The 20,443-nt window shown below is 67.8% G+C and carries 21 protein-coding genes; 6 read left to right on the forward strand and 15 right to left on the reverse strand.

The window, feature by feature from the left end; all coding sequences use genetic code 11:
* Positions 1-15: 15 nt before the first annotated feature.
* On the reverse strand, positions 16-879 hold the full coding sequence (locus tag DXK94_RS20150) for an SDR family oxidoreductase (RefSeq protein ID WP_115526292.1): 864 nt from the start codon (positions 877-879) through the stop codon (positions 16-18).
* Between the two features lie 121 nt (positions 880-1,000).
* Here DXK94_RS20150 and DXK94_RS20155 point away from each other — a divergent pair, with 121 nt between their 5' ends.
* Both DXK94_RS20155 and DXK94_RS20160 read left to right on the forward strand, forming a co-directional pair.
* Positions 1,001-1,378, forward strand: a complete 378-nt coding sequence (locus DXK94_RS20155; RefSeq protein WP_115526293.1) for a helix-turn-helix domain-containing protein — start codon at positions 1,001-1,003, stop codon at positions 1,376-1,378.
* 219 nt (positions 1,379-1,597) lie between these two features.
* Positions 1,598-1,861: a hypothetical protein gene (locus tag DXK94_RS20160; protein WP_115526294.1), complete on the forward strand. Its 264-nt coding sequence runs from the start codon at positions 1,598-1,600 to the stop codon at positions 1,859-1,861.
* 43 nt (positions 1,862-1,904) lie between these two features.
* Here DXK94_RS20160 and DXK94_RS20165 read toward each other — a convergent pair whose 3' ends face one another.
* Positions 1,905-2,654 (reverse strand): 3-hydroxybutyrate dehydrogenase, encoded by a 750-nt coding sequence (locus tag DXK94_RS20165; protein WP_115526314.1) that lies wholly within the window; start codon positions 2,652-2,654, stop codon positions 1,905-1,907.
* Positions 2,655-2,697: 43 nt separating this feature from the next.
* The gene (locus DXK94_RS20170) at positions 2,698-4,089 is read right to left on the reverse strand and encodes an MFS transporter (protein ID WP_115526295.1); all 1,392 of its coding nucleotides are present in this window, start codon (positions 4,087-4,089) and stop codon (positions 2,698-2,700) included.
* Positions 4,090-4,217: 128 nt separating this feature from the next.
* Here DXK94_RS20170 and DXK94_RS20175 point away from each other — a divergent pair, with 128 nt between their 5' ends.
* Entirely contained in the window at positions 4,218-5,135 is a 918-nt protein-coding gene (locus tag DXK94_RS20175) for a LysR family transcriptional regulator (RefSeq protein WP_115526296.1), read from the forward strand.
* Positions 5,136-5,163: 28 nt separating this feature from the next.
* Here DXK94_RS20175 and DXK94_RS20180 read toward each other — a convergent pair whose 3' ends face one another.
* The 11 genes from DXK94_RS20180 to DXK94_RS20230 all read right to left on the reverse strand — a co-directional run bounded on the left by DXK94_RS20180 (position 5,164) and on the right by DXK94_RS20230 (position 17,220).
* Positions 5,164-6,084 (reverse strand): spermidine synthase, encoded by a 921-nt coding sequence (locus tag DXK94_RS20180; RefSeq protein WP_115526297.1) that lies wholly within the window; start codon positions 6,082-6,084, stop codon positions 5,164-5,166.
* A 32-nt stretch (positions 6,085-6,116) separates the two neighbouring features.
* On the reverse strand, positions 6,117-7,658 hold the full coding sequence (rfaE2, locus tag DXK94_RS20185; RefSeq protein WP_115526298.1) for a D-glycero-beta-D-manno-heptose 1-phosphate adenylyltransferase: 1,542 nt from the start codon (positions 7,656-7,658) through the stop codon (positions 6,117-6,119).
* Entirely contained in the window at positions 7,655-9,136 is a 1,482-nt protein-coding gene (locus DXK94_RS20190) for an aldehyde dehydrogenase (RefSeq protein WP_115526299.1), read from the reverse strand. The genes rfaE2 and DXK94_RS20190 overlap by 4 nt, the downstream gene beginning before the upstream one ends.
* Before the next feature lie 41 nt (positions 9,137-9,177).
* Positions 9,178-9,879, reverse strand: coding sequence for an SDR family oxidoreductase (locus DXK94_RS20195; protein ID WP_079598357.1), 702 nt, complete (start codon positions 9,877-9,879; stop codon positions 9,178-9,180).
* Between the two features lie 48 nt (positions 9,880-9,927).
* Positions 9,928-11,400, reverse strand: coding sequence for a PfkB family carbohydrate kinase (locus DXK94_RS20200; protein WP_115526300.1), 1,473 nt, complete (start codon positions 11,398-11,400; stop codon positions 9,928-9,930).
* Entirely contained in the window at positions 11,397-12,155 is a 759-nt protein-coding gene (locus tag DXK94_RS20205; RefSeq protein ID WP_258868641.1) for an SIS domain-containing protein, read from the reverse strand. Before DXK94_RS20205 ends, DXK94_RS20200 begins: the two co-directional genes overlap by 4 nt.
* The gene (locus DXK94_RS20210; RefSeq protein ID WP_115526301.1) at positions 12,152-13,405 is read right to left on the reverse strand and encodes a glycosyltransferase; all 1,254 of its coding nucleotides are present in this window, start codon (positions 13,403-13,405) and stop codon (positions 12,152-12,154) included. The genes DXK94_RS20205 and DXK94_RS20210 overlap by 4 nt, the downstream gene beginning before the upstream one ends.
* On the reverse strand, positions 13,402-14,436 hold the full coding sequence (locus DXK94_RS20215; protein WP_115526302.1) for a glycosyltransferase: 1,035 nt from the start codon (positions 14,434-14,436) through the stop codon (positions 13,402-13,404). Before DXK94_RS20215 ends, DXK94_RS20210 begins: the two co-directional genes overlap by 4 nt.
* Positions 14,433-15,521 (reverse strand): glycosyltransferase family 9 protein, encoded by a 1,089-nt coding sequence (locus DXK94_RS20220; protein ID WP_115526303.1) that lies wholly within the window; start codon positions 15,519-15,521, stop codon positions 14,433-14,435. Before DXK94_RS20220 ends, DXK94_RS20215 begins: the two co-directional genes overlap by 4 nt.
* Positions 15,521-16,057 (reverse strand): HAD-IIIA family hydrolase, encoded by a 537-nt coding sequence (locus DXK94_RS20225; RefSeq protein WP_115526304.1) that lies wholly within the window; start codon positions 16,055-16,057, stop codon positions 15,521-15,523. Before DXK94_RS20225 ends, DXK94_RS20220 begins: the two co-directional genes overlap by 1 nt.
* Before the next feature lie 200 nt (positions 16,058-16,257).
* Complete coding sequence (locus DXK94_RS20230; protein WP_258868642.1) at positions 16,258-17,220, reverse strand: sigma-70 family RNA polymerase sigma factor; 963 nt, start codon at positions 17,218-17,220, stop codon at positions 16,258-16,260.
* A gap of 145 nt (positions 17,221-17,365) precedes the next feature.
* Between DXK94_RS20230 and DXK94_RS20235 the strand changes: the two genes are divergently transcribed.
* Complete coding sequence (locus tag DXK94_RS20235) at positions 17,366-18,406, forward strand: NAD-dependent epimerase/dehydratase family protein (protein WP_115526305.1); 1,041 nt, start codon at positions 17,366-17,368, stop codon at positions 18,404-18,406.
* 48 nt (positions 18,407-18,454) lie between these two features.
* Here DXK94_RS20235 and DXK94_RS20240 read toward each other — a convergent pair whose 3' ends face one another.
* Complete coding sequence (locus DXK94_RS20240) at positions 18,455-19,075, reverse strand: hypothetical protein (RefSeq protein WP_115526306.1); 621 nt, start codon at positions 19,073-19,075, stop codon at positions 18,455-18,457.
* A gap of 208 nt (positions 19,076-19,283) precedes the next feature.
* Here DXK94_RS20240 and DXK94_RS20245 point away from each other — a divergent pair, with 208 nt between their 5' ends.
* Together DXK94_RS20245 and DXK94_RS20250 are read left to right on the forward strand one after the other, a co-directional pair.
* A complete protein-coding gene (locus DXK94_RS20245) occupies positions 19,284-20,267 on the forward strand; it encodes a hypothetical protein (RefSeq protein ID WP_115526307.1) in 984 nt (327 codons plus the stop codon).
* Positions 20,267-20,443: phage holin family protein (locus tag DXK94_RS20250; RefSeq protein ID WP_147294409.1), on the forward strand; the 177-nt coding region annotated here is incomplete at its 3' end. The genes DXK94_RS20245 and DXK94_RS20250, both read left to right, overlap by 1 nt.

The raw sequence follows: 20,443 nt of genomic DNA on the forward strand, positions 1-20,443 counted from the left end.
CACTTTCCATGAAAACTAGGCGGAAGCCGCGGCGGAGCGTACCGCTTGGGCGAGCGACGTGGCCGGGCGGCCGATCAGCGTCCGCAGGTCGCCTGTGCTGACCAGGAGATCACCCCTGGCAATACCCAGATCCGAATCAGCCAGGATCTCGGCAAAGGCCTCGGGAACACCAACACCCTTCAGCAGTCCGGCGTAGTCCTCGGCGGGCAGGTTGTTGTAGCTGATGTCCTTGCCGGTTGCTGCGGTGATTTCGGCCGCGAGGTCCGCCATGGTGAACGCCTCGTCTCCACCCAACTCGTAGACCTTGCCGGCCTGGCCCTCAGCTACCAGCACCGCCACGGCGGCGTGCGCGTAGTCGGCCCGCGCCGCGCCGCTGACCTTGCCGTCTCCGGCGCTGCCCGCGATCGCACCCTGCGCCAGGGTTCCGGGCAGCTGCTCGGTGTAGTTTTCCAGGTACCAGCCGTTGCGCAGCAGGACGAAGGGGACGCCGGATTCGCGGAGGATGGCTTCGGTCTCCTTGTGCTCCGCCGCCAGCTTCATGCCGGTGGTGTCGGCGTTGGCAATGCTGGTGTAGGCCAGCAGCTCCACGCCTTCAGCCTTGGCAACCTCGATGACAGTACGGTGCTGCTCCACCCGCTGGCCCACCTCGCTGCCGGAGATCAGCAGCACGCGGCGGGCACCCTGGAGGGCAGCAGCCACCGAGGCGGCGTCGGCATAGTCGATGGCGCGGACATCGACGCCCTGCGCGGCGAAGTCCGCCAGTTTCTCGATGGAACGTCCGGTGGCCACAATGTCCCCTGCAGGAACGTTGCGCTCCAGCAGGGCCTCGACGACGTGGCGGCCGAGCTGTCCGGTGGCTCCTGTTACAACGATGCTCACGATGAATCCTTTCGGGAAGTACTGGGTTGTCGAAAGGCACAACCAGCGCCCTGACGGATTACTTCCCAGAAGAGAGTACGCACTTTGAAGTAAGGTACTGACCTAGCGGTAAGGTGGAAGCATGGAAGCAATCACGCGTCCGCTCCCCCTGCCCATGAGCTTTGCCGACGGCGTCTTCCCGGCCGGGTGCCCCAGCCGGACCCTGCTGGACCACATCACCAGCAAGTGGGGCGTACTGATCCTGCTGTCCCTGTCCGAAGGTGAGCAGCGGTGGAGCGAATTACGACGGCGGGCCGAGGGCATCAGCGAAAAGATGCTCGCCCAGACGCTGAAGACGCTTGAACGGGACGGCCTGGTCAGCAGGAAGGCCCAGCCGGTCATACCGCCGCGGGTGGATTACAGCCTGACCGACAAGGGCTATGAGCTGAGCGGCCTGCTTGTTCCGCTGGTGGGGTGGGCGTTCGACAACGCCGACGAAATCATCTTCGGCAAGCGCTGACCGGTGCATGGGTGGACCGCGGGGCAAGTCCCCGGCACTAAAAGCAAGTAGTGCCGATTTTTAATCTGAGTACATGTTACTGGTGTGACTGATGTGAATAGTGAATAGCTTTGGCGTACGGTGCCAGCCGGAATTGGAGGGCCGTCCTCGCGCTGGGAGCGTTCCGGTTACCTGCACCGACAGTGTGCGGCTCACTGCCGCCGCAAGGAGTTGGTACGCATGGTGAAAGCATATGTCCAGGACCTGTCGAGCATGGGTAAACCGGTGAGCCTGGGCTCGGTCGCGGCGCAGGCGTGGAGCCGCATTGCGAGGCCCTTCGCGCCGCGGTCCCCCTACAGGATCGGTGACGCCGTGGTGGCGGACGATCCCTTCAAGGGCCGCCGCGAGGGAGTGGTGGTGTTCCTGCAGGGCTTGTCCGCGGGCGTGGATACCGCCGAGGGCGTTTTCTTCTACGACCACCGGCAACTCAAGAAGCTGGACTAGCCGCTGAAGGCGGCCAGTCCAGCTCTCGGATTGCCAAAGAGTGCTAGCGGGCCGACCAGCCGCCATCCATGGTGTAGCTGGCGCCGGTGACCATGCCGGCATGGCCGGATGCCAGCCATCCCACCAGGGAGGCCACCTCTTCAGGCTCCACCAGGCGCTTGATGGCGGACTCGGTGAGCATCACTTTGGCCAGGACTTCGGACTCGGGGATACCGTGCACCTGGGCCTGGTCCGCAAGCTGCTTCTCCACCAGTGGGGTGCGGACGTAGCCGGGGTTGATGCAGTTGGACGTCACGCCATGCTCACCGCCCTCCAATGCCGTCACCTTGCTCAGCCCCTCAAGGCCGTGCTTCGCGGAAACATAGGCGCTCTTGAAAGGCGAGGCCCGGATGCCGTGCACGGATGACACGTTGATGATGCGGCCGAAGTTGTTGGCGTACATGTGCGGCAGCGCTGCCCGGATCAGCAGGAACGGGGCTTCCAGCATCAGGGTGAGGATCCGCCGGAATTGGAGTGGATCGAATTCCTCGATGGGGCTGACGCGCTGGATCCCGGCGTTGTTCACCAAAATGTCGCAATCCAGGCTCAGGGTGGCCAGCGAGTCCACGTCCAGCAGATCCACCACCCAGGCCGTGCCGCCCACCTCATCGGCGAGGGCCGCGGCCCCGGCGGAGTCGACGTCGGCCACCACTACCTTTGCCCCGCGGGAGGCGAGTTCCCGCACGCAGGCGGCACCGATGCCGCTGGCCCCGCCGGTGACAAGTGCCTTCCGGCCGTTCAAATCGTGTTCCATCACTTTTCCCATCGTATGCATAGTCAACTGGCTGTCCAACGGCTCAAGCAGCTCCGCGCCGGGCCGCCGGGAGCAGTCCCTCGCGGGCGGCGTCGGCCTTGTCCACGTCCTCCAGGGCAATGCCCTTGGTCTCCCTCAGGCTCAGCACGGCAATGGAGGTGACGATGCAGGCAACCACCAGGTACAGGGCGGTGGGCACCCAGGAACCGGTGTCCTTCAGCCACTGCGTGGCCAGCAGCGGGGCGAGCGAGCCGGCGAAAATGGACGTCACCTGGGAACCGAGCGACACACCGGAGTACCGCATCCGGGTGGGGAACAGTTCCGCCATGATGGCGGGCTGGCCAGCGTACATAAAGGCATGCAGGCACAAGCCGATGGTGACGGCGGCGACGATAATCACGGCGCTGCGCGTGTCGAACATGGGGAACGCGAAAAACGGCCAGGCGGCACCGGAGATGGCACCGATCAGGTACACCGGCTTGCGTCCCAGCGTGTCCACGAGCCGTCCCACCTGCGGGATGACCAGGAAGTGGATGACGTGGGCGATCAGCAGCGCCAGCAGGAGCGAGGATGTGTCGTACTGGTGAACGCTCTTGAGGTAGACGATGGAGAAGCTCACCACGAGGTAGTACATGATGTTCTCGGCGAAGCGCAGGCCCATGGCCTGCAGGATGCCCTTGGGGTACTTGCGGACCACTTCAAACACGCCGTAGCTGACGGCCTGCTCCTTCTCCACCAGGGCCTTGGCCTCGAGGAAGATGGGGGCCTCCGTGACGTGGGTCCGGATGTAGTAACCAACAAAAACGATCACCGCGGACAGCCAGAACGCCACGCGCCAGCCCCAGCCCAAGAATGCCTCGGGGCTCAGGGTGGAGGACATGATGAACAGCACCAGCGTGGCCAACAGGTTGCCGACGGGTACTGCCGCCTGCGGCCAGCTGGACCAGAAGCCGCGGGACTTGTTGGGGCTGTGTTCGGCAACCAGCAGCACGGCACCGCCCCATTCGCCGCCCAGTGCGAAGCCCTGGATGAAGCGCAGTGCAACCAGCAGGGTGGGCGCCAGGTAGCCAATCTCCGCGAAGCCGGGGAGGCAGCCCATCAGGAACGTTGCCACGCCCACAATGACGATGGTCAGCTGCAGCGTGGGCTTGCGGCCCAGCTTGTCACCGATCTGGCCGAACACGATGCCGCCGAGCGGACGTGCCACGAATCCGACGGCGTAGGTGATGAAGGCCTGGATGATGCCGTCCAGCTCGTTGCCGGTAGCCGGGAAGAAGTACTTTCCGAAAACCAGGGTGGCTGCGGTGGCGTAGAGGAAGAATTCGTACCACTCCACCACCGTGCCCACCATGGAGGCGGCGACGATCTTCTTCAGCCCCGACCCTTTGGCTGCGGACCCGGCATTGTTGCCTGCCGGGCGTTGCTCTACGCTCACTGTTTCTCCTTGGTGTCCACATTGACACGTGCTGTGATCCACAGCACTGACGACTACCCTGAGTATTGCTGCACAAACCTGCGGCTTCAATGACCAAACCGGCACCAAACGTGTGCAGAATTGCAGATATGAACACCAACCCGGATGACCTGCTGGTGCTGCTCGCAGTCTCCCGCTCCGCCAAATTTACGACGGCGGCCCAGGCGTTGGGCCTGAACCACACCACCGTTTCCCGCCGGATCGCCGCGCTGGAGAAGGCGCTGGGCGGACGGGTCCTGGCCCGGGCAACGGGCGGCTGGGAACTGACGGAACTGGGCGAACAGGCCGTGCGCGTCGCCGAGCAGGTGGAGGAGGTGCTGGGCACGCTGGGACCGGCGGGCAAGGCACACGACCCCATTGCCGGCGTCGTGCGCATGACTGCGACGGACGGCTTCAGCGCCTACATCGCCGCCCCGGCGGTGGCCCGGCTGCGGCGTGAGCACCCGGGACTGAGCGTTGAAGTGGTGACCATGACCCGGCGGGCACTGCAGCAGCGTTCCGGGCTGGACATCGAGGTGGTGGTGGGCGAGCCGCAGGTGCACCGCGCCGAGGCCGTCCGGCTGGGCGACTACATGCTGGGCATGTACGCCTCGCGGGCCTACCTGGCCGAGCACGGTACCCCGGCAACGGTCGCCGAAATCAATGAGCACCCGCTGGTGTACTTCGTGGACTCGATGCTGCAGGTGGACGACCTCGATGCGCCGCGGCGGCTGGTGCCGGCCATGCGGGACGGGCTGACGTCCACCAACGTCTTTGTCCACGTGGAGGCAACCCGGGCCGGTGCGGGCATCGGCTTCCTGCCCTGCTTTATGGGCGACCTCCACGATGACCTGGTCCGGCTGCTACCCACCGAGATCGCCGAACTGCTCCCCTACTGGATGGTGCTCCGGCCGGATTCACTGCGGCGCCCGGCCGTCGCCGCTGTTGTGGGGGCGCTGCGCGAACAGATGGCAGCCCACCACGAAGCGCTTATGGGGAGGGGCAAAACCTCATCGAGTGCTCCGTAACGGCCTTTTTGGGGCTCGAAAACGGCCGTTACGGAGCAATCGATGGTGCCGCGGGATCGTGGCGGACCGGGGATCCGGCGGCGAAGGCGCGGACCTGGGCGTCGTTCCACAGGTGCGCGGGAACGGCACCGCCGAGGAGCCGGCGCGCAAGCTGGGGGTCCTCCCCGAAGGGAACGTCGCTGCCGGCCATCACCATGTTTCCGTAGCGCCGGCCCTTCAGCATGGCGGGGTCCGCGATGATCACGGTGTGTTCGAACGCGGCCGCGATGGTGGCGGCGTCCTCCCGGGCGTTCTTCAGGTCCGGCGCATCGCCGGAGTTCACCACATAGAGCCCGCCCGGTGCCAGGACCCGCCGCACATGCTGGTTGAATTCCGCGGTGGTCAGGGAGCGCGGGGTCAGGGCGCCGGCAAAGACGTCCCGGATGATGAAGTCCCGGGTGTCCGCCGTGAGGGACTCCGTCACCTCACGCGCCTCCCCCACCCGCAGCCGCAGCAGGGGCGCTTTGGGCAGGTCGAACCAGCCGCGCACGTATTCCGCGAGCTTCCCGTCGAGCTCCACCACCACCTGCCGCGCGTCCGGGTAGACGGCGGCAAAGTAGCGCGCCAGGGAGCAGGCGCCGCCACCCAGGTGGAGGCCGCGCAGCCGCGGGGGCCCGGCAGGAGAGGCGGACGACGGCGGCCAGCGGGACTCGATGAGCGCCGCCATCCAGCGCATGTACTCGAAGTCCAGGAACAGCGGGTCCGCGAGGTCGATGTGCGAGCTCATGACGCCGTTGATCTTCAGGAGCCAGCCGGTGGAGTTGTCCTGGTCCGCGATCAGCTCGCAGTCACCGGTGTCGATGTAATACACGCCCTCCACGGGACCGTCCGGCCTGGTTCCCTTCGGCACGTCCACGACTCCCGCCGTCGAACGGCCGCCTCGGCCTCCTGACCTTCCGCGTTTCGCCATTACCCGTGCCCCGCTTCAGTCATGCTTCAACCCTAGTTGGTAGGCACCGCTCCTTCGCCTTCGCGGATGCGCTTCACTACGGCGGTGGTGGAGCGCTCCGCCACGTAGTCCAGGATTGCCACCCGGCCGCCGTACTCCTCCACCGCCGGGGTCTCGGCCAGCATCTCGGGGGTGTAGTCCCCGCCCTTGGCGTAGACCTCGGGCCGGAGCTGCTTGATCAGCGGCGCGGCGGTGGGGGTATCGAAGACCGTCACGTAGTCCACGCAGCTGAGGGCGGCCACCACGGCTGCCCGGTCGGCAACGCCGTTGATGGGCCGGCCCGCGCCCTTGAGCCGGCGGACGGAATCGTCGCTGTTGAGGGCCACCACCAGGATGTCGCCCAGCTGCTTGGCCTGGTTGAGGTAGCGGGTGTGGCCGCTGTGCAGTACGTCGAAGCAGCCGTTGGTGAGGACGATCTGCTGGCCCTGTGCCCTGTGCACCGTGAGCTGGCGTTCCAGTTCGTCCGCGCCCAGCGCCGTGTCCGCGAATGCCCGCAAATAGCGGCTGAGCTGTTCCGTGCTGCAAACCGATGTGCCCGGCTGGTGCACCACAACGTCCGCTGCGGACTGCGCCAGGTCCAGGCTGGCCGTGAGCGGCAGGCCGGCCGAGCGGGCCAGCGTGAGTGCCGCCACGAACGTGTCGCCTGCACCGGATGCCTGCTTCTCGGCGGCCGGGCGTGCCCACGTCCGGTGCCGCACGCCGTCGGGGGTCAGGAGCACTGTACCGTCGCGGTCCAGCGTGACCACCACGGCCCGGGCACCGGTGGCCGCCAGCAGCGCGTCCGCCTGCCCACCCACGGCGTCCACCCGTTCCTGGCCGTCCGGGAGCCGGCGGTCCAGCAGCCGCGCGGTTTCCTGCGCGTTGGGCGTGACCAGGTCCGGGTGCAGCGGCGCCCAGGGGCGCGGGTCGTGCGCATCGACCACCACCATCTGCCGGCGCGTTTCCCGGTCCCCCTGTTCCGCGGCGGCGAGCGCCTCCACCAGTCCGGCACGCACCGGGTCTGCCAGCACTCCGGTGCCGTAGTCGCACACGAGCACGGCGTCCTGGCGTTCGACGGCGGCGCGCACCGAGGCGGCGAGCGCGGCAAGTGCGTCGGCCGGGACGGTCTTGGCTGAGTCGTCGAGGCGGAGCATTACCTGTCCTCCGCTGCTGATCCGGATCTTGGTGGTGGTCACCATGTCCGGGTGGGAGTGCAGGTGCCGGACGTCGATGCCGGCGGCCACGAGCTGGTTTTTCAGGTCCACCCCGGCGTCGTCTGTTCCGATGATCCCGGCCACGGAAACCCGGGCTCCCAGGGCGGCCAGGTTCATGGCGGTGTTGGCGGCGCCGCCGGGCGCGGAGTCGCGGGCCTGGAGGTCCACCACCGGGGCCGGGGCCTCCCGGCACAGCCGCTCGATGCTGCCGCTCCACCAGCCGTCCAGCATCACGTCGCCGATCACCAGGATGCGCGGTTCTTCAGCCGCGAGCCGTCCGGGCAGCCACTCGGACAGGGCCCGCTGGGTGGAGAGGTCCACGGCGTCGGGAGAGATGCTCATGGCTGGTCCTGCCCTTCAGCGGCGCGTTCTTCAGCGGCCCGTTCTTCCGTAGCCGGTCCGGCGTAACGCATGGCACCGGCGGGCGGCGCCGCGATGTGCACCACCTTGACCTGGCTGAACTCATCCAGCAGTTCGGGGCCGTAACCGAACCCGTGGCCGCTCTCGCCGCGCGGCTGGGCAGCGCCGCCGGGGGCGCCGCCGAACACTTCGTTGACCTTGACCGTTCCCACGGGCAGGGACGCCACAGCCTGCTGGATATGGGCAATGTTGCCGCTCAGGACTGTGGCCGCGAGGCCGTACTTTCCGCTGCACGCCAGGCGCAGGCCGTCGTCGAACGTTTCGACCACCTGCACCGGGGCGACGGGACCGAACGTCTCCTCCGTCATCACCTGCATCCCCTCCGTGCAGCCGAGCAGCACCGTGGCCGGGTAGAAGGAGCCCGGCCCGTCCGGCAGGACACCACCCTCCACCGCCCGCGCGCCCTGGTTGAGGGCGGCCGTGACGTGGGCGTGCACCTCGTCCCGCATGCGCAGGTCCACCAGCGGTGCCACGGATCCGTTGCTGTTCCGCGCTGCCGCTTCGGCTTCAAGGGCGGCGCAGAATTCGGCGGCGATGTCCTGGTGGACGTAGATCCGTTCCACGGAGGTGCAGATCTGCCCGCTGTTGCTGAAGGCGCCGATGGCAGCCTGTTCAGCTGCCCAGGCGGGATCCACGTCGCGGTCCACCAGCAGGGGATCGTTGCCGCCGTTTTCGCGGATGACGTGGGCACCGGTCAGCGCACCCGCCCTGGCAATCCGGGCACCGGAGGCACTGGAACCGACGTGCGCCAGCACATCCACGTCCGCCTCGGATAGAAGGGCACCAACGTCCGCTCCGCCGGAAATGGTCAGGAAAACGCCCGGCGGGAAGGCAGGCGCCAGGACTTCACCCAGCGCTTCACCCAGGCGCGGGCACCGCTCGCTGGGTTTGTGGATGACGGTGTTGCCCGTGACCAGTGCCGCGCCTATCAGGCCGCAGGCCACCGCAACCGGATCATTCCACGGAGTCAGGAGGACTGCCACGCCCCGCGGTTCGGCCACCGTGTAGTCAGAGGCAAGCCGGTTGCCGCGGAGGCTGTGGCCGCGGTGGACGGGGCCCAGTTCGGCGTACTGCTCAAGGGTGGACACACCGGCGGCGATTCCCGCCAGTGCTTCCCCGACCGGACGGCCCGTCTCGCTGGCGTTGAGCCCCGCCAGTTCCTGCGCTGCTGCCTCGAGCGCCTTGGCCGCTGTGCGGAGCGCGGCGCCCCGCTCGGCCGGTGCCGTGGCGGCCCATTCACCGGCGGCGCGGCGGGCCACCTCCACGGCATGGTGCACCGCGCCGGGTTCTGCTTCCGGTACGGTCCACAGCACCTCACCGGTGCGCGGGTCCCGGATGGTGATGCCGGAGCCTTCTGCTGGGTCCCGTCTTGTGGTCACTTCGGTGGCGGTTGTAGGCATGGTTTTCCTCCCGACGATTCCGTTCTAGTCCGTTTGCGGGCTTAGGGCCAGGAGCCCTCTTCCTCGTGGCAGATCAGCATCTCGCGGACCTCGCACCCGGTGGGCTGCCGCAGCGCGAACAGGATGGCCTGCGCCACGTTGCCGGGGTCGTTGAGGCGGGAATCGTCCTGCGGCTTGTACTGCTCGGTGCGGTCGTCAAAGAAGCGCGTCTTCATGCCGCCGGGGATCATGGTGGTGACGCCGATTTCGCCGCCGGTCTCCGCGGCGAGCGCGTGGCTGAAGCCCACCACACCGAACTTCGAGGCGCAGTACGCCGTTGCGTCGGCCACCGCCCGTTTGCCCAGCGTGGAGGCTACGGTGACAACCCGGCCGTGGCTGGTCTTGAGGTAGGGCAGGGCGGCGCGCACCACGGACACGGTGCCCATGAGGTTCACCCCGATGACCTTTTCCCATTCCGTGGCTTCGACGTCGGCGAGCTTGCCGCACCGGTCGATGCCGGCCGCGGTCACCACCGCGTCCAGGCCACCCATGGTTTCGGCCGCTTCCCGCACCGCCTTTTCCACGGCCAGGCGGTCGGCAACGTCCACTTCAAAGGCCTTCACGGCAGACACGCTGCTGATGTCGCGGTCCAGCACCACCGGAGTGCCGCCCGCCTGCAGGACGGCGTCGACGACGGCGGCGCCCAGTCCCGAGGCACCTCCCGTCACGAGGACGCGGCCAAGTGTTGTGGAATCTGAAGTCATGGTGTTCCTTTCGATGGGGAATACAAGTCGATCGGGATGGGAAAAAGGTCAGCTCACCTTGGCGAGCGCGTCGGCCAGTCCGGTGGTGGAACGTGCCGGGTGGTAGGGGACGGTGAGGCAGCGGCCGCCCCAGCTTTCCACGAGTTCCGTTTCGGGGAGCCGGGCGCCCTTGTAGTCGCCGCCCTTGACCCAGATGTCCGGGCGCAGCCGCTCCAGGGCGGCTTCCGGTGTGTCTTCGTCGAAAACCAGCACCGCGTCCACGCATTCCATGGCGAGCAGCAGTTCGGCCCTGTCGTGCTGGCCGATGATGGGGCGTTCGGGGCCCTTTAGCCGCCGCACCGAATCATCCGAGTTCAGGCAGACGATCAGGCAGTCCCCCAGCTCGCGGGCCGCGGTCAGGGACCGGACGTGACCGGCGTGCAGCAGGTCGAAGCAGCCGCCGGTGGCCACCACCGTGCCGCCGCCCTGCCGGATCGAACGGGCAAGCAGCAGCGGTTCGGTGGAGCGGCGCCGGGCTGCCGCCGGGGATTCGTTGTTCCGGCCGGCAGGCTCTGTGGTGCGGTCCGGGAGGGCTGAGACGCCGCCCGCGGCCAGGAAATCCGCTGCCTCGTGGACTGCCAGTTCCGCGGCTTCCTCGAGGGACCGGCCAGCCAGGAGGTGCACGGCCAGCCCGGCCGCCAGGCGGTCGCCGGCTCCGCACGGATCGCCCGCCTCCACCCGGGGGGCCGGAACGGGGTGCGGTGTTGCATTGTGGTCCTGCAGCAGGACTGCGCCCTGTTCGCCCTTGGTGACAAGGACTGCCTTGCTGCGCCAGTGGTTCAACAGGATCCGGCCGGCCTCGACGGCCTGGTCCTGCGGCGCCTGGTCTTGCGGCGTCTGGTCCTTGTGTGCTTCGGGCCTGTGCGCTTCGGGCTTGTTCGTTACGGTCCGAGCATCTTTCGGGGCCCGGGACTGGGCGGCCCTGACGGCTTCGGACAGGTTCGGCGTGACCACGGCGACGCCGGGGACGGGATCCGGCCCGGCGGGGTGCGGGTCCCAGATGATGGGAACCTCATCGGCAAGCCGGGCCAGGAGATCCCGCAGCCGGGGGTTGGCCGCCACTCCCCTGCCGTAGTCGGCGACGATAATCACTCCAGCCTCTTCCACGGCACGGAGCATGGCGGGGCTGACCTCGGGAACAGGCGTCTTTTCGCATCCTTGGTCAAAGCGGACCACGGGATGGGATCCGGCCCTGACCCTGGTCTTGACCGGCGACGGGTAGCCACTGGGCCCTGCCACCAGGCGCACTCCGGCGAGATGCTCCTGGAGCTGCCGCCCGGCGTCGTCGTCGCCCAGCACCGTCACCAGCGTGACGGGCCAGCCGTCCTCAGCCAGCATCCGGGCCACCAGCCCGGCGCCCCCTGCGCGACGCCGGACGTCCGAGACATCCACTACCGGCACCGGGGCATCCGGGCTGAGCCGTGTGGCCTCCCCGGAGAGGTCCACATCCAGCATGACGTCGCCCACCACCACGATCCTCATGGCCGGCCACCTCCCTGGGGCAGTCCGGTTGCCGGCAGCCCGGCTTTGGGCATTCCCGATGCCGGAACTCCGGCGGGAACGGCGGGGCTGCGGCGGCCTACCTCCATGTCAAAGGCACGGCACAGTGCGTGCAGCGCGATCAGGTGCCCCTCCTGAGCATTTGCGTTGAGGGCGTCAATCATCACGGCCTGATCGCAGGCGTCGGCCAGCGGGTTGGGCCCCGCGCCGGTCAGTGCCCAGGTGGTCACGTTGAGGCGGGACGCCACCTCGGCAGCGCGCAGCAGGTTGGGGCTCTTGCCGCTGGTGGACAACAGCATCAGCACGTCCCCGGAGCGGGCATGAGCCCGCACCTGCCGGGCAAAGACGTCGTCGTAGCCGTAATCGTTGGCGATTGCGGTCACGGCCGAGGACTCGGCGTGCAGGGAGATCGCGGAGAACGGGACGCGCTCGCCGTCGAACCGGCCCACCAGTTCCGCGGTGAGGTGCTGCGCCTCGGCAGCCGAACCGCCGTTGCCGGCAGCGAGGAGCCGCTGGCCGCGGAGCAGGCGCTGGGCCAGCTCCACGCCCCAGGCGGCGAGCCTGCCGGACTGGCTGCGCAGGGAATCCAGAGCCGGAAGCACGTTGTCCAGGTGGATGCGGACGGCGTCGGCACTGGCCGGGTCCACAAAGGCGGCACCAGGCATCGCAGCGGGCAGGGCAGGCGGGGTGGCCAGTGCCCGCAGGTCGGCTTCCTTCAAGGACCATTCAGCAGTCACAGCACTGCTCCTTCCATGGGAACCACGCCGGCCGGGGCCTCCGCCACTGCCAGCTGGTAGGCCTTTTCGGTTTCGGCGGCCACGCGGTCCCAGGAATACCGGGTCCGGGCACGTTGCTGGCCGGCCTTGCCGAGCTCAGCCCGCAGGGACGGGTTCCCGAGCAACAAGGTGAGCGCCGACGCGATGGCTTCCGGGTCACGCGGCGGCACATGCAGCCCGGTGGTGTGGTCCACCACCGTGTCCCGCAGGCCACCCACGGCGGCGGCCACCACGGGAACGCCGCAGGCCATGGCCTCCAGGGGGACGATGCCGAAGGGCTCGTACCAGGGCGCGCACACCACGGCATCGGCGCTGCGGAAGATCCCCGGCATCTCGCCCCGGGAAACCTGGCCCTGGAGGGACACCTGGTCCGAGACTCCCAGCTCGGCGGCCAGGTCCAGCAGGCGCCGGACCTCCGGGTCGGCGTGCAGTGCCCCCGAGTCCCCGCCGCCGCCCACAATCAGCAGCTCGACGTCGTCGAACCCTGCCTCGCGCAGGTACGGCAGGGCGCGGATCACCAGGTCAACGCCTTTCCGCGGCACCAGCCGGCCCACGGAAAGGATGCGGTGGCGGCGATTCCTGGCGGCGATGGGGCCGTCCGCGGAGAAGAAGCCGAGGTCCACGCCGCAGGGCGCGATGGAAACCTTGCCGGTGGTGATGCCCATGGCTTTGAGCTCAAAGACCTCGTCCGAGCAGGTGGCAATGATCCTGTCCGCGGAGCGGCCCACACCCGGTTCCAGCCAGCGGCGTTCCTGCGGGCTGGTGTCCTCGGCGCCCTGGTGGCGCCGCTTGACGGTGCCCAGGGCGTGGAAGGTCTGGATGACCGGGACGCGGTAACCGGCGTCGGGCCGCCTTGCTGCGTCCAGTGCGGCCAGCCCGGACATCCAGAAGTGGCCGTGCACCACATCCGGCGGCCGCTGGCCCCAGTCCCCGGCCACGCCGTCCGCGAGCTCGCCCATGTACGGCAGCAGCTCATCCTTCGGAACATGGCAGGCAGGGCCTGCATCGACGTGGACCACCTCGAACCGGCGCCCCACCCGGACCCGGGAGGGAAGCCCCGTCGCGTCCCTGCGGGTATAAACGGTGACGTGGTGGCCCCGCTTGGCAAGCGCCTCGGAGAGCGCGGCAACATGGACGTTCTGCCCCCCGGCATCCACCCCGCCCAGCGCCGCCAGCGGACTGGCGTGCTCGGAAATCATGGCGATCTTCATGGTGTCTTCCTCTCTCGCGCCGGGACAAGGATCCGCTCGTCCGGGTGCTCGTTGACGGAGTGCCGGGGCAGGCTGCGCAGGTCCGCCAGGAGCCCATCCCAGCGGTCCTGGAACTTGCCCAGGCCGTAACGTTCCAGTGCCGCCTCACGCGCGGCAACGCCCCGCCGTCGGGCTTCATCCGGATTGGCGATCAGCCGCCGCGCACAACGGAGCAGCTCATCAACATCGGCGGAAACGGCGCCGGCCTCCGGCGGCACCGCCCGCGGCGCTTCGGTGGTGGCCAGGGCCACCACCGGCATTCCCAGATGCATGGCTTCCAGGAGGGACAGGCCCAGGGAAGTCCAGCGCATCGGGTGTACGTAGACGCGGCAGCGCGCCAGTTCGCGGTGGAGTTCCTGCGTCCGCAGGTCTCCCCGCGCCGTCAGGCGGGTCTCCGCGATCCCGGTGGCGGCGGCAAGCCCGTCCGTCTTCATGCCGAAGACCTGCAGCGGGGCCACCGAGGCGAATGCCGGCAGCAGGTCGGTGCCTGTGACGCGGCCGCGGCGGACCGGTTCGTTGACCACAACCCCCAGCTCCGCCAGCTCACCGGTGTAAAGCTGCCCTGGGTCCGGGATGCCGTGTTCGATGACCGTGCTGGACGCGGAACCGTTGTCCCAGGCCAGCCTGTTGAAGTGGGTCACGTGGACGATCGGGATGTTGTGCTGGTCAGCGAGCGGGTGGGTGGTGAACGGGAAGTCACCCTTCGGCGTGTTGTGCTCCACGTACACCGCCGGGAGGTCCAGCCCGGGGGTGCGGCCGAGTATCCGGGTGACCTCCCCTATCTCCTCGGGGCGTTGGAGGACGACGGCGTCAACAGCGTCCGCGTCGAGCGTCGCCAGGTCCACCTCCCGCACGGATGCCGGCCAGTCCCTGCCGGCACGACCAAGTCCCCAGGCACCGCCTTCCGGCAAGACTGGAAGCAGGTACTCATGACGGCCGCGGACGAAGGCGTCCGTCCAGGAACCGTGGACATGCCAGAGCAGGATTTTCATCTGTTGCGGGCCTTTCTACGGGTGCTGACGTGGGTGCTGAAGGAGCTCACTCCGCCCATCAGCCGTTCCACGGCTGCCACCACTTCCTCAGGGGATACGGAGTCAAGGCAGGGGTGGCCCGGGACGGGGCAGACGCGGGCACGGGTCATCCGGCAGGGCGCATTCTGGTCGCCGAGGAGCTCCAGCGGCACCCCGTAGGGTGCCCAGCGGATGGCCGGCACCACGGGTGAAAAGAGACAGACGACGGGGGTCCCCACGGCGGCGGCAAGGTGCGCCGGGCCGGTGTTCCCGGTGACCACGGCCTCAGCCCCCGCCATGACACCGGCCATCGTCTGGAGGTCAGTACGCCCGCCAAGGTCCAGGGCCGAGGGGCCGGCAACGGTTGCGGTGAGGGAGGTTTCATTCGGTCCGCCGGTCACCACCACCCGGTGGCCCGAACCCTGGAGGAGTTCGACGGCGGCCGCGTGGTGCAGCGGCGGCCAGGCCCTGGCCGGGACGGCAGCCCCGGGATGGACCACCACGTAGGGTTCGTGTCCCACGAGGTCCCGGACGTCGGGGACGGATGCCACGCGGAGCTTGCCGTCGTCGCCCGCCGGCAGCCGGAACCCTGCGGCCTCGGCGATGCCCAGGGCACGCTCCGCCTCGGGCTGGTCTTCCGGAAAGTCTTCCCCCGGCTTGAGCCGGACGTCCAGCAGGGATCCGGCGTAGTCGGTGGACGCCCCGGTGATCCGTTGAACGCCGGCCAGCCGGAGCAGCAGTGCCAGCGGCAGCGGGGACTGGTGGAAGGAGGTCAGGATGACGGCTTCGGTGATCCTGGAATTGCGGACATATTCGATGAGCCTGTCGGCGTGCGGGCCGGTCATCTTCGGCGCGGGATTCATGATCCAGGGGCTGTCCCAGCTGTAGAGCTCCGCCACCCCGGGCAGCAATCCCGCGGCGGCCTCGCCTTGCCTGCCGCACAGCATCACCACGTGGTTGGCACCGCTGCCGTCAGGGATCCGGCCGTTCGCCACGGCCCGGACAGCAGGCCCCGCCAGGAGGACATCGCCCATGCTGTCCAGGCGCGCCACCAGGACCCGGCCCATCAGGGCGTCCCCCGCAACAGGCCGACGGCGGCCGCCAGGTCCGGTGCGACCAGCCGCGCTGCGGCCACCTCCTCAGCCCGGGTCACCGGCGTGGGAACCAGCACGCCTGTTGCTCCGGCGGCTTCCGCAGCGCCGACGTCCGCCCCGATGTCGCCGATCAGCGCTGCCTCCGATTCACGGATGCCGAGTTTCCTGCAGGCACTGTGGACCATGCCGGGTGCCGGCTTGCGGCAGGTACAGCCGTCCTGCTCGGAGTGCGGGCACACTTCCCACACATCAAAGGGTCCCAGGAGTTCTTCCACCCTGGCGTTGACCCCTGCCACGTCGGCTTCCGTGATCAGGCCGCGCGCAATACCCGACTGGTTGCTGATGACGCCGGTTGCTATGCCTTCAGCCCGGAGGCTGTCCAGCACGGCTTTGGCGCCCGGCATCGGCCTGACCAACGCGGGGTCCCCGTTATAGGGCACATCGAGCACAAGGGTCCCGTCCCGGTCGAACAGGACAGCCCGGAGCTTGGAGGTTACGGAGCTTCCCATATCCACACTGTTCCCCACTGCTCCTGCTCCTAAACAGGGCCGGACGCTTTTCTCGGCTTTCGGACAGAGAAGTTCCGAGCCGTTGAACAGGCAAGATAGGAATTACGGGACTGCTGCTGCTCCTTCAGGGCCGCTCGGGCGGTGTACGCGGGGGTGGTTTCGGGGGGCGGTTTGGCGTGCGGAATGCGGCTTGCCGGCCGCTACCTGGTCCTTGCCCTGGCTCCGATCCGGCGGACCGGAACGTCATCTGCTGCGCCGGCATTCACACTCCGGACGGACCGGCAGGAACCCGTGGAGCCGGCGGCACGGCCAGCGCCGGCACTGAGCCGCGCTCCTCCGCCGCCACCGTGGTCACCGGCAGTTCCACCAAGCCGCGAGCTGCTCTCAAGCCGCCGCTGGAGTTCCACCAGCACACGCGCCAGCCTCCGTGAAACCTGCATCTGCGACATGCCCAGCCGCTTTCCCAGTTGCACCTGGGTCTCCTCGCAGAAGTAGCGGCGATAGAGCAGTTCCCTGTCCTCCGCGTCCAGGTCCTGCATCGCGTCGCGCAGGCAGGCCAGCTCTTCCAGCCGTTCGAGCGGAGTATCCGGACACGCCAGCAATTCCCCGATGGACGGCGCGTCCGAGTGCGGATTGACGGCGTCCAGCGAATCCGGGTGCATGCTGCTGGAGGCCGAGATTGCCTCCTGCACTTCCGCCGGGTCCGTCCCGAGCTCCCCGGCCAACTCCTCCACGCTGGGGTTCCTTCCCAGCGCCTGGGTCAGCTCCGGCTCTGCGCGGAACATGCGGGTTCTCAGGTCCTGGATGTGGCGTGGAGGACGGACCACCCACGTGCGGTCGCGCAGGTACCTCTTCAGCTCACCGGTGATGGTGGGGGCTGCATAGGCAGGAAAGCTTTCACCCTTGGACTGGTCAAAGCCGCGGGCTGCCTTCACCAGCCCCAGGTAGGCCACCTGGTTCAGGTCTGCGCGTTCGCGGCCGCGGGCTTCAAACCGCGCGGCAAGGGCCTCCGCGAGGTCCAGGTAGCCCAGGACAAGGTCGTTCTCGAAGGCCTGCCGCAACCGGCCCGAAGAGGCGGTCGAAGCATTCCTGTGCGTAAGTTCTGGTTGTTGTTGGCGGACTGGCGTAACATCCACGGCAAGTGCGGCAAGAGAGTCGGGCATTGTCGTTGGTACCTCCGGTCTGGTTCCGAAAGCCTGCGGCAAGACTTAGCAGTAGGAAATCATAAGCCTGCTTATAAAACAATCCTTCCTGGCTATAGGCTCGGCATGTCAGCGGAAATACCCACCCCGCCAAGGAGTATTTTTCATGCGCATCGCCATTACCGGAGCCAGTGGAAATGCAGGAACCGCACTTCTCCGCAACCTTCAGGGCCAGCTGGCCAAAAAGCCCGGAAGCCTGCAGCTGACCGGGATCAGCCGCAGGCTCCCCGACACCTCCCGGGAACCCTACGCGGGCGTTGAGTGGCACACCCTGGATATCGGCGTTGATGGCGACAGGCCACTGTTGGAGTCGGCACTGGCCGGAGTGGATGCCGTAGTGCACCTGGCCTGGCAGATCCAGCCCAACCGGGACCTGGAGCAGCTGTACCGGACCAACGTCAACGGCACCAGGCGCGTATTGGAAGCGGCCAGGACCGCGGGCGTCAAGCAGATCGTCTGTGCTTCCTCCGTGGGCGCCTACAGCAAAGCCCCCAAGGACCGGCGCGTCGACGAGTCGTGGCCGGCAGGGGGCATGGCCGGCTCGCATTACAGCCGGCACAAGGCAGAGCAGGAAGAGATCCTGGACCGTTTTGCGGAAGCAGAGCCCGGCATTGCTGTGGCAAGGCTCCGCCCGGGCCTCATCTTCCAAAGCGAGGCTGGGAGCGAGATCGGCAGGTACTTCCTGGGCCGGGTCATACCCCGGCTCTTGCCCGGCAAACTTAGGGTTCCGCTGCTGCCGGCCCCGGACAACCTGATCTTCCAGGCGGTCCATGCCGACGACGTGGCGGAGGCCTATTGGCGGGCCATCGACCAGCGCGCGTCAGGAGCCTTCAACATTGCTGCCGAGCCTGTACTGACACCCCAGGAACTCGCCCGGATCGTGGGGGCACGGAGGATTCTCCCCGTCCCCATGGGACTGCTCCATGCGGTTGTGGACATCGCGTGGAGATTGCGGCTGCAGCCTACAGACTCCGGATGGGTGGAAATGGCGGCAGGGGCTCCCATCATGGACACCAGCCGGGCCCGCCGCATCCTGGGATGGGAAGCGAAAACCTCATCCGTCGATGCGGTCAAGGAAGTCCTCGAGGGCATGGGAAAGGGGAAGGGTGTCAGCCCTTCCCCCCTCCTCAAGCCGCGCCGGCCCTGACGGCCTCAGCGGCGCCAGGCCGGCCCTACGAAAGCCTGATACCGGCGACTAGATACCATTTCGCGGGTTTTCCCTGTCCCTGCGGGCGGCTTCCTCCCGCGCAGCCTCGGCACGGGCAGCGTCGCTGCGGATCGGATTGCGCCCGTCAGTTTCAGCCGGGGGCCCGTCCTGGCGTGCAGCGTCGCCGCGGCGGGCATTGTCGTCATCCATCCGGCCACGGTCAGCGTGCAGCCCCCCGCCCAGGGCGCCGCCGACTCCGGCACCCGGGCCGGTTCCTGCATCCCTGTTCGTTGCGGCGTCCCTGACAGCGTCGTCACGGGTGGCGGCACTCCTCCTGCTGCCGTCCTTCTGGACATCGGGATCCACTTCGTCCGCCTTGCGGGTATGGCTGGCCACGTCAGCGCGAAGAGACTGGGCTTCCCTGGCGGTCGACTCTGCTTCCTGCCGGAGCCGCGCAGCGTCCACCTGGGCCTGTTCCGCATCAGCACGCGCACGGGTGGCCTTGGCCTCGCGCTCCCGGGCGTCCAGTTCCATCTTTTCCGCCTCGCGGCGAATTTCTGCAGCCTTTTCCCGGTGCGCTTCATCGCGCTTTTGCTGCAACGCCTTCCGGCGCCTTCCGGTTAACAGCAGCAGCACAATCAGCACCACTACAACAATGGCGACGACCACCCAAACCCATGGAGCTGTTTCCAAATTACCCACCACTTTCCACTCGATGTGACCGTGCAGGCCTGCGCCATTCCGGCTGACTTCTGGAACCGTTATAACTCGCTTAGCAAGGGTACTTACCTTTTATTAGTAATCATGCTTATTATTTTACGGCCAGTATTGCTGGTTCTTGATCAACAACCGGCCTTCTTGGAAAGAGAGAGCGAAGATGACAGAGAACCAATGGCCCGAGGATCCCGCTTACACGGCTCCCCCGGCCTCTACGGGAATTCCGGGCGAGCGGACTGCCTCCACCTTTCCACCCGCCGCTACTCCTCAGACAGGAGTTACACAGACCGGGGTTACACAGACCGGTGACACCTCCGGGGCGTCCCGAAAGGATGCGGCAAAGGAAGAAGCAGCAGACGTAGCCCGCACGGCAAAAGGCTCCGCCCAGAATGTGGCGCAAACAGCCAAGGAAGAGGCGGCCAACGTTGCGTACGAAGCGAAGAACAGCGCAAAGGATCTCCTCAACCAGGCCAAGTCCGGGCTGAGCAGCCAGGCCGGCACCCAGCAGCAGAAGGCGGCCGAGGGCATTCGCACCATTTCCAGCCAGCTGCAGAGTATGGCTAATGCTCCTGAGCAGCAGGGCGTGGCCAGTGACCTCATCCGGCAGGCCGCGGAGCGCAGCGAGTCCATGGCTTCCTGGCTTGAGAACAGGCAGCCGGGCGACCTGCTCGGCGAGGTCCAGCGCTTCGCACGGAATCGCCCCGGCACCTTCCTGCTCCTTGCAGCAGGAGCCGGCATCCTGGCTGGCCGCCTCACCCGCGGACTCACCGCAGGCGCCCAGGAGAGCTCCACCACCACGCCCCGCACAGCCGGGCTGGCAGGACAGTACTCCGGCACCCCCTACGGCGACCAGTACAGCGAATCCTACGTACCGGCCGGTGGCACCGTCCCGCCCCCGCCGGTTCAGCTCCCTGGCCCGGCTACCACCACGGCAGGGTTCGACGGCGGCGCTCCCGGCAGCGTCTACGGTGAGGCCGCGCGCCCGGCCAGTGGGCTGGACAGCCCGCAACTGGTCGAGGAACCGTGGTCGGGAAACCAGGTCGCCAATGACCCCTTGGGAGACCGCGATCTCGCCGACGAGCCGATGACCAACGATCCCCTGACCCGCGACCGTCGCGCAGGCGGCCAGTCAGGCGGGCTCTGATGAGTAGTCAGATTCCGGAGCCTCCTCCGAGTGAGGCGCATCAGAAGGCGGATATCGCGTCGCTGGGTGAGCTGCTGGGTGATGTGACCCGGGACCTGTCCACCCTGATGCGCCAGGAAGTGGAACTCGCCAAGGCCGAAGCCAAGCAGTCCGCAACCAAGGCAGGAAAGGGCGCC

Origin of the sequence: Arthrobacter sp. RT-1 (assembly GCF_003367205.1) — a bacterium.
In the GTDB taxonomy this organism is placed as follows: Bacteria; Actinomycetota; Actinomycetes; order Actinomycetales; family Micrococcaceae; genus Arthrobacter.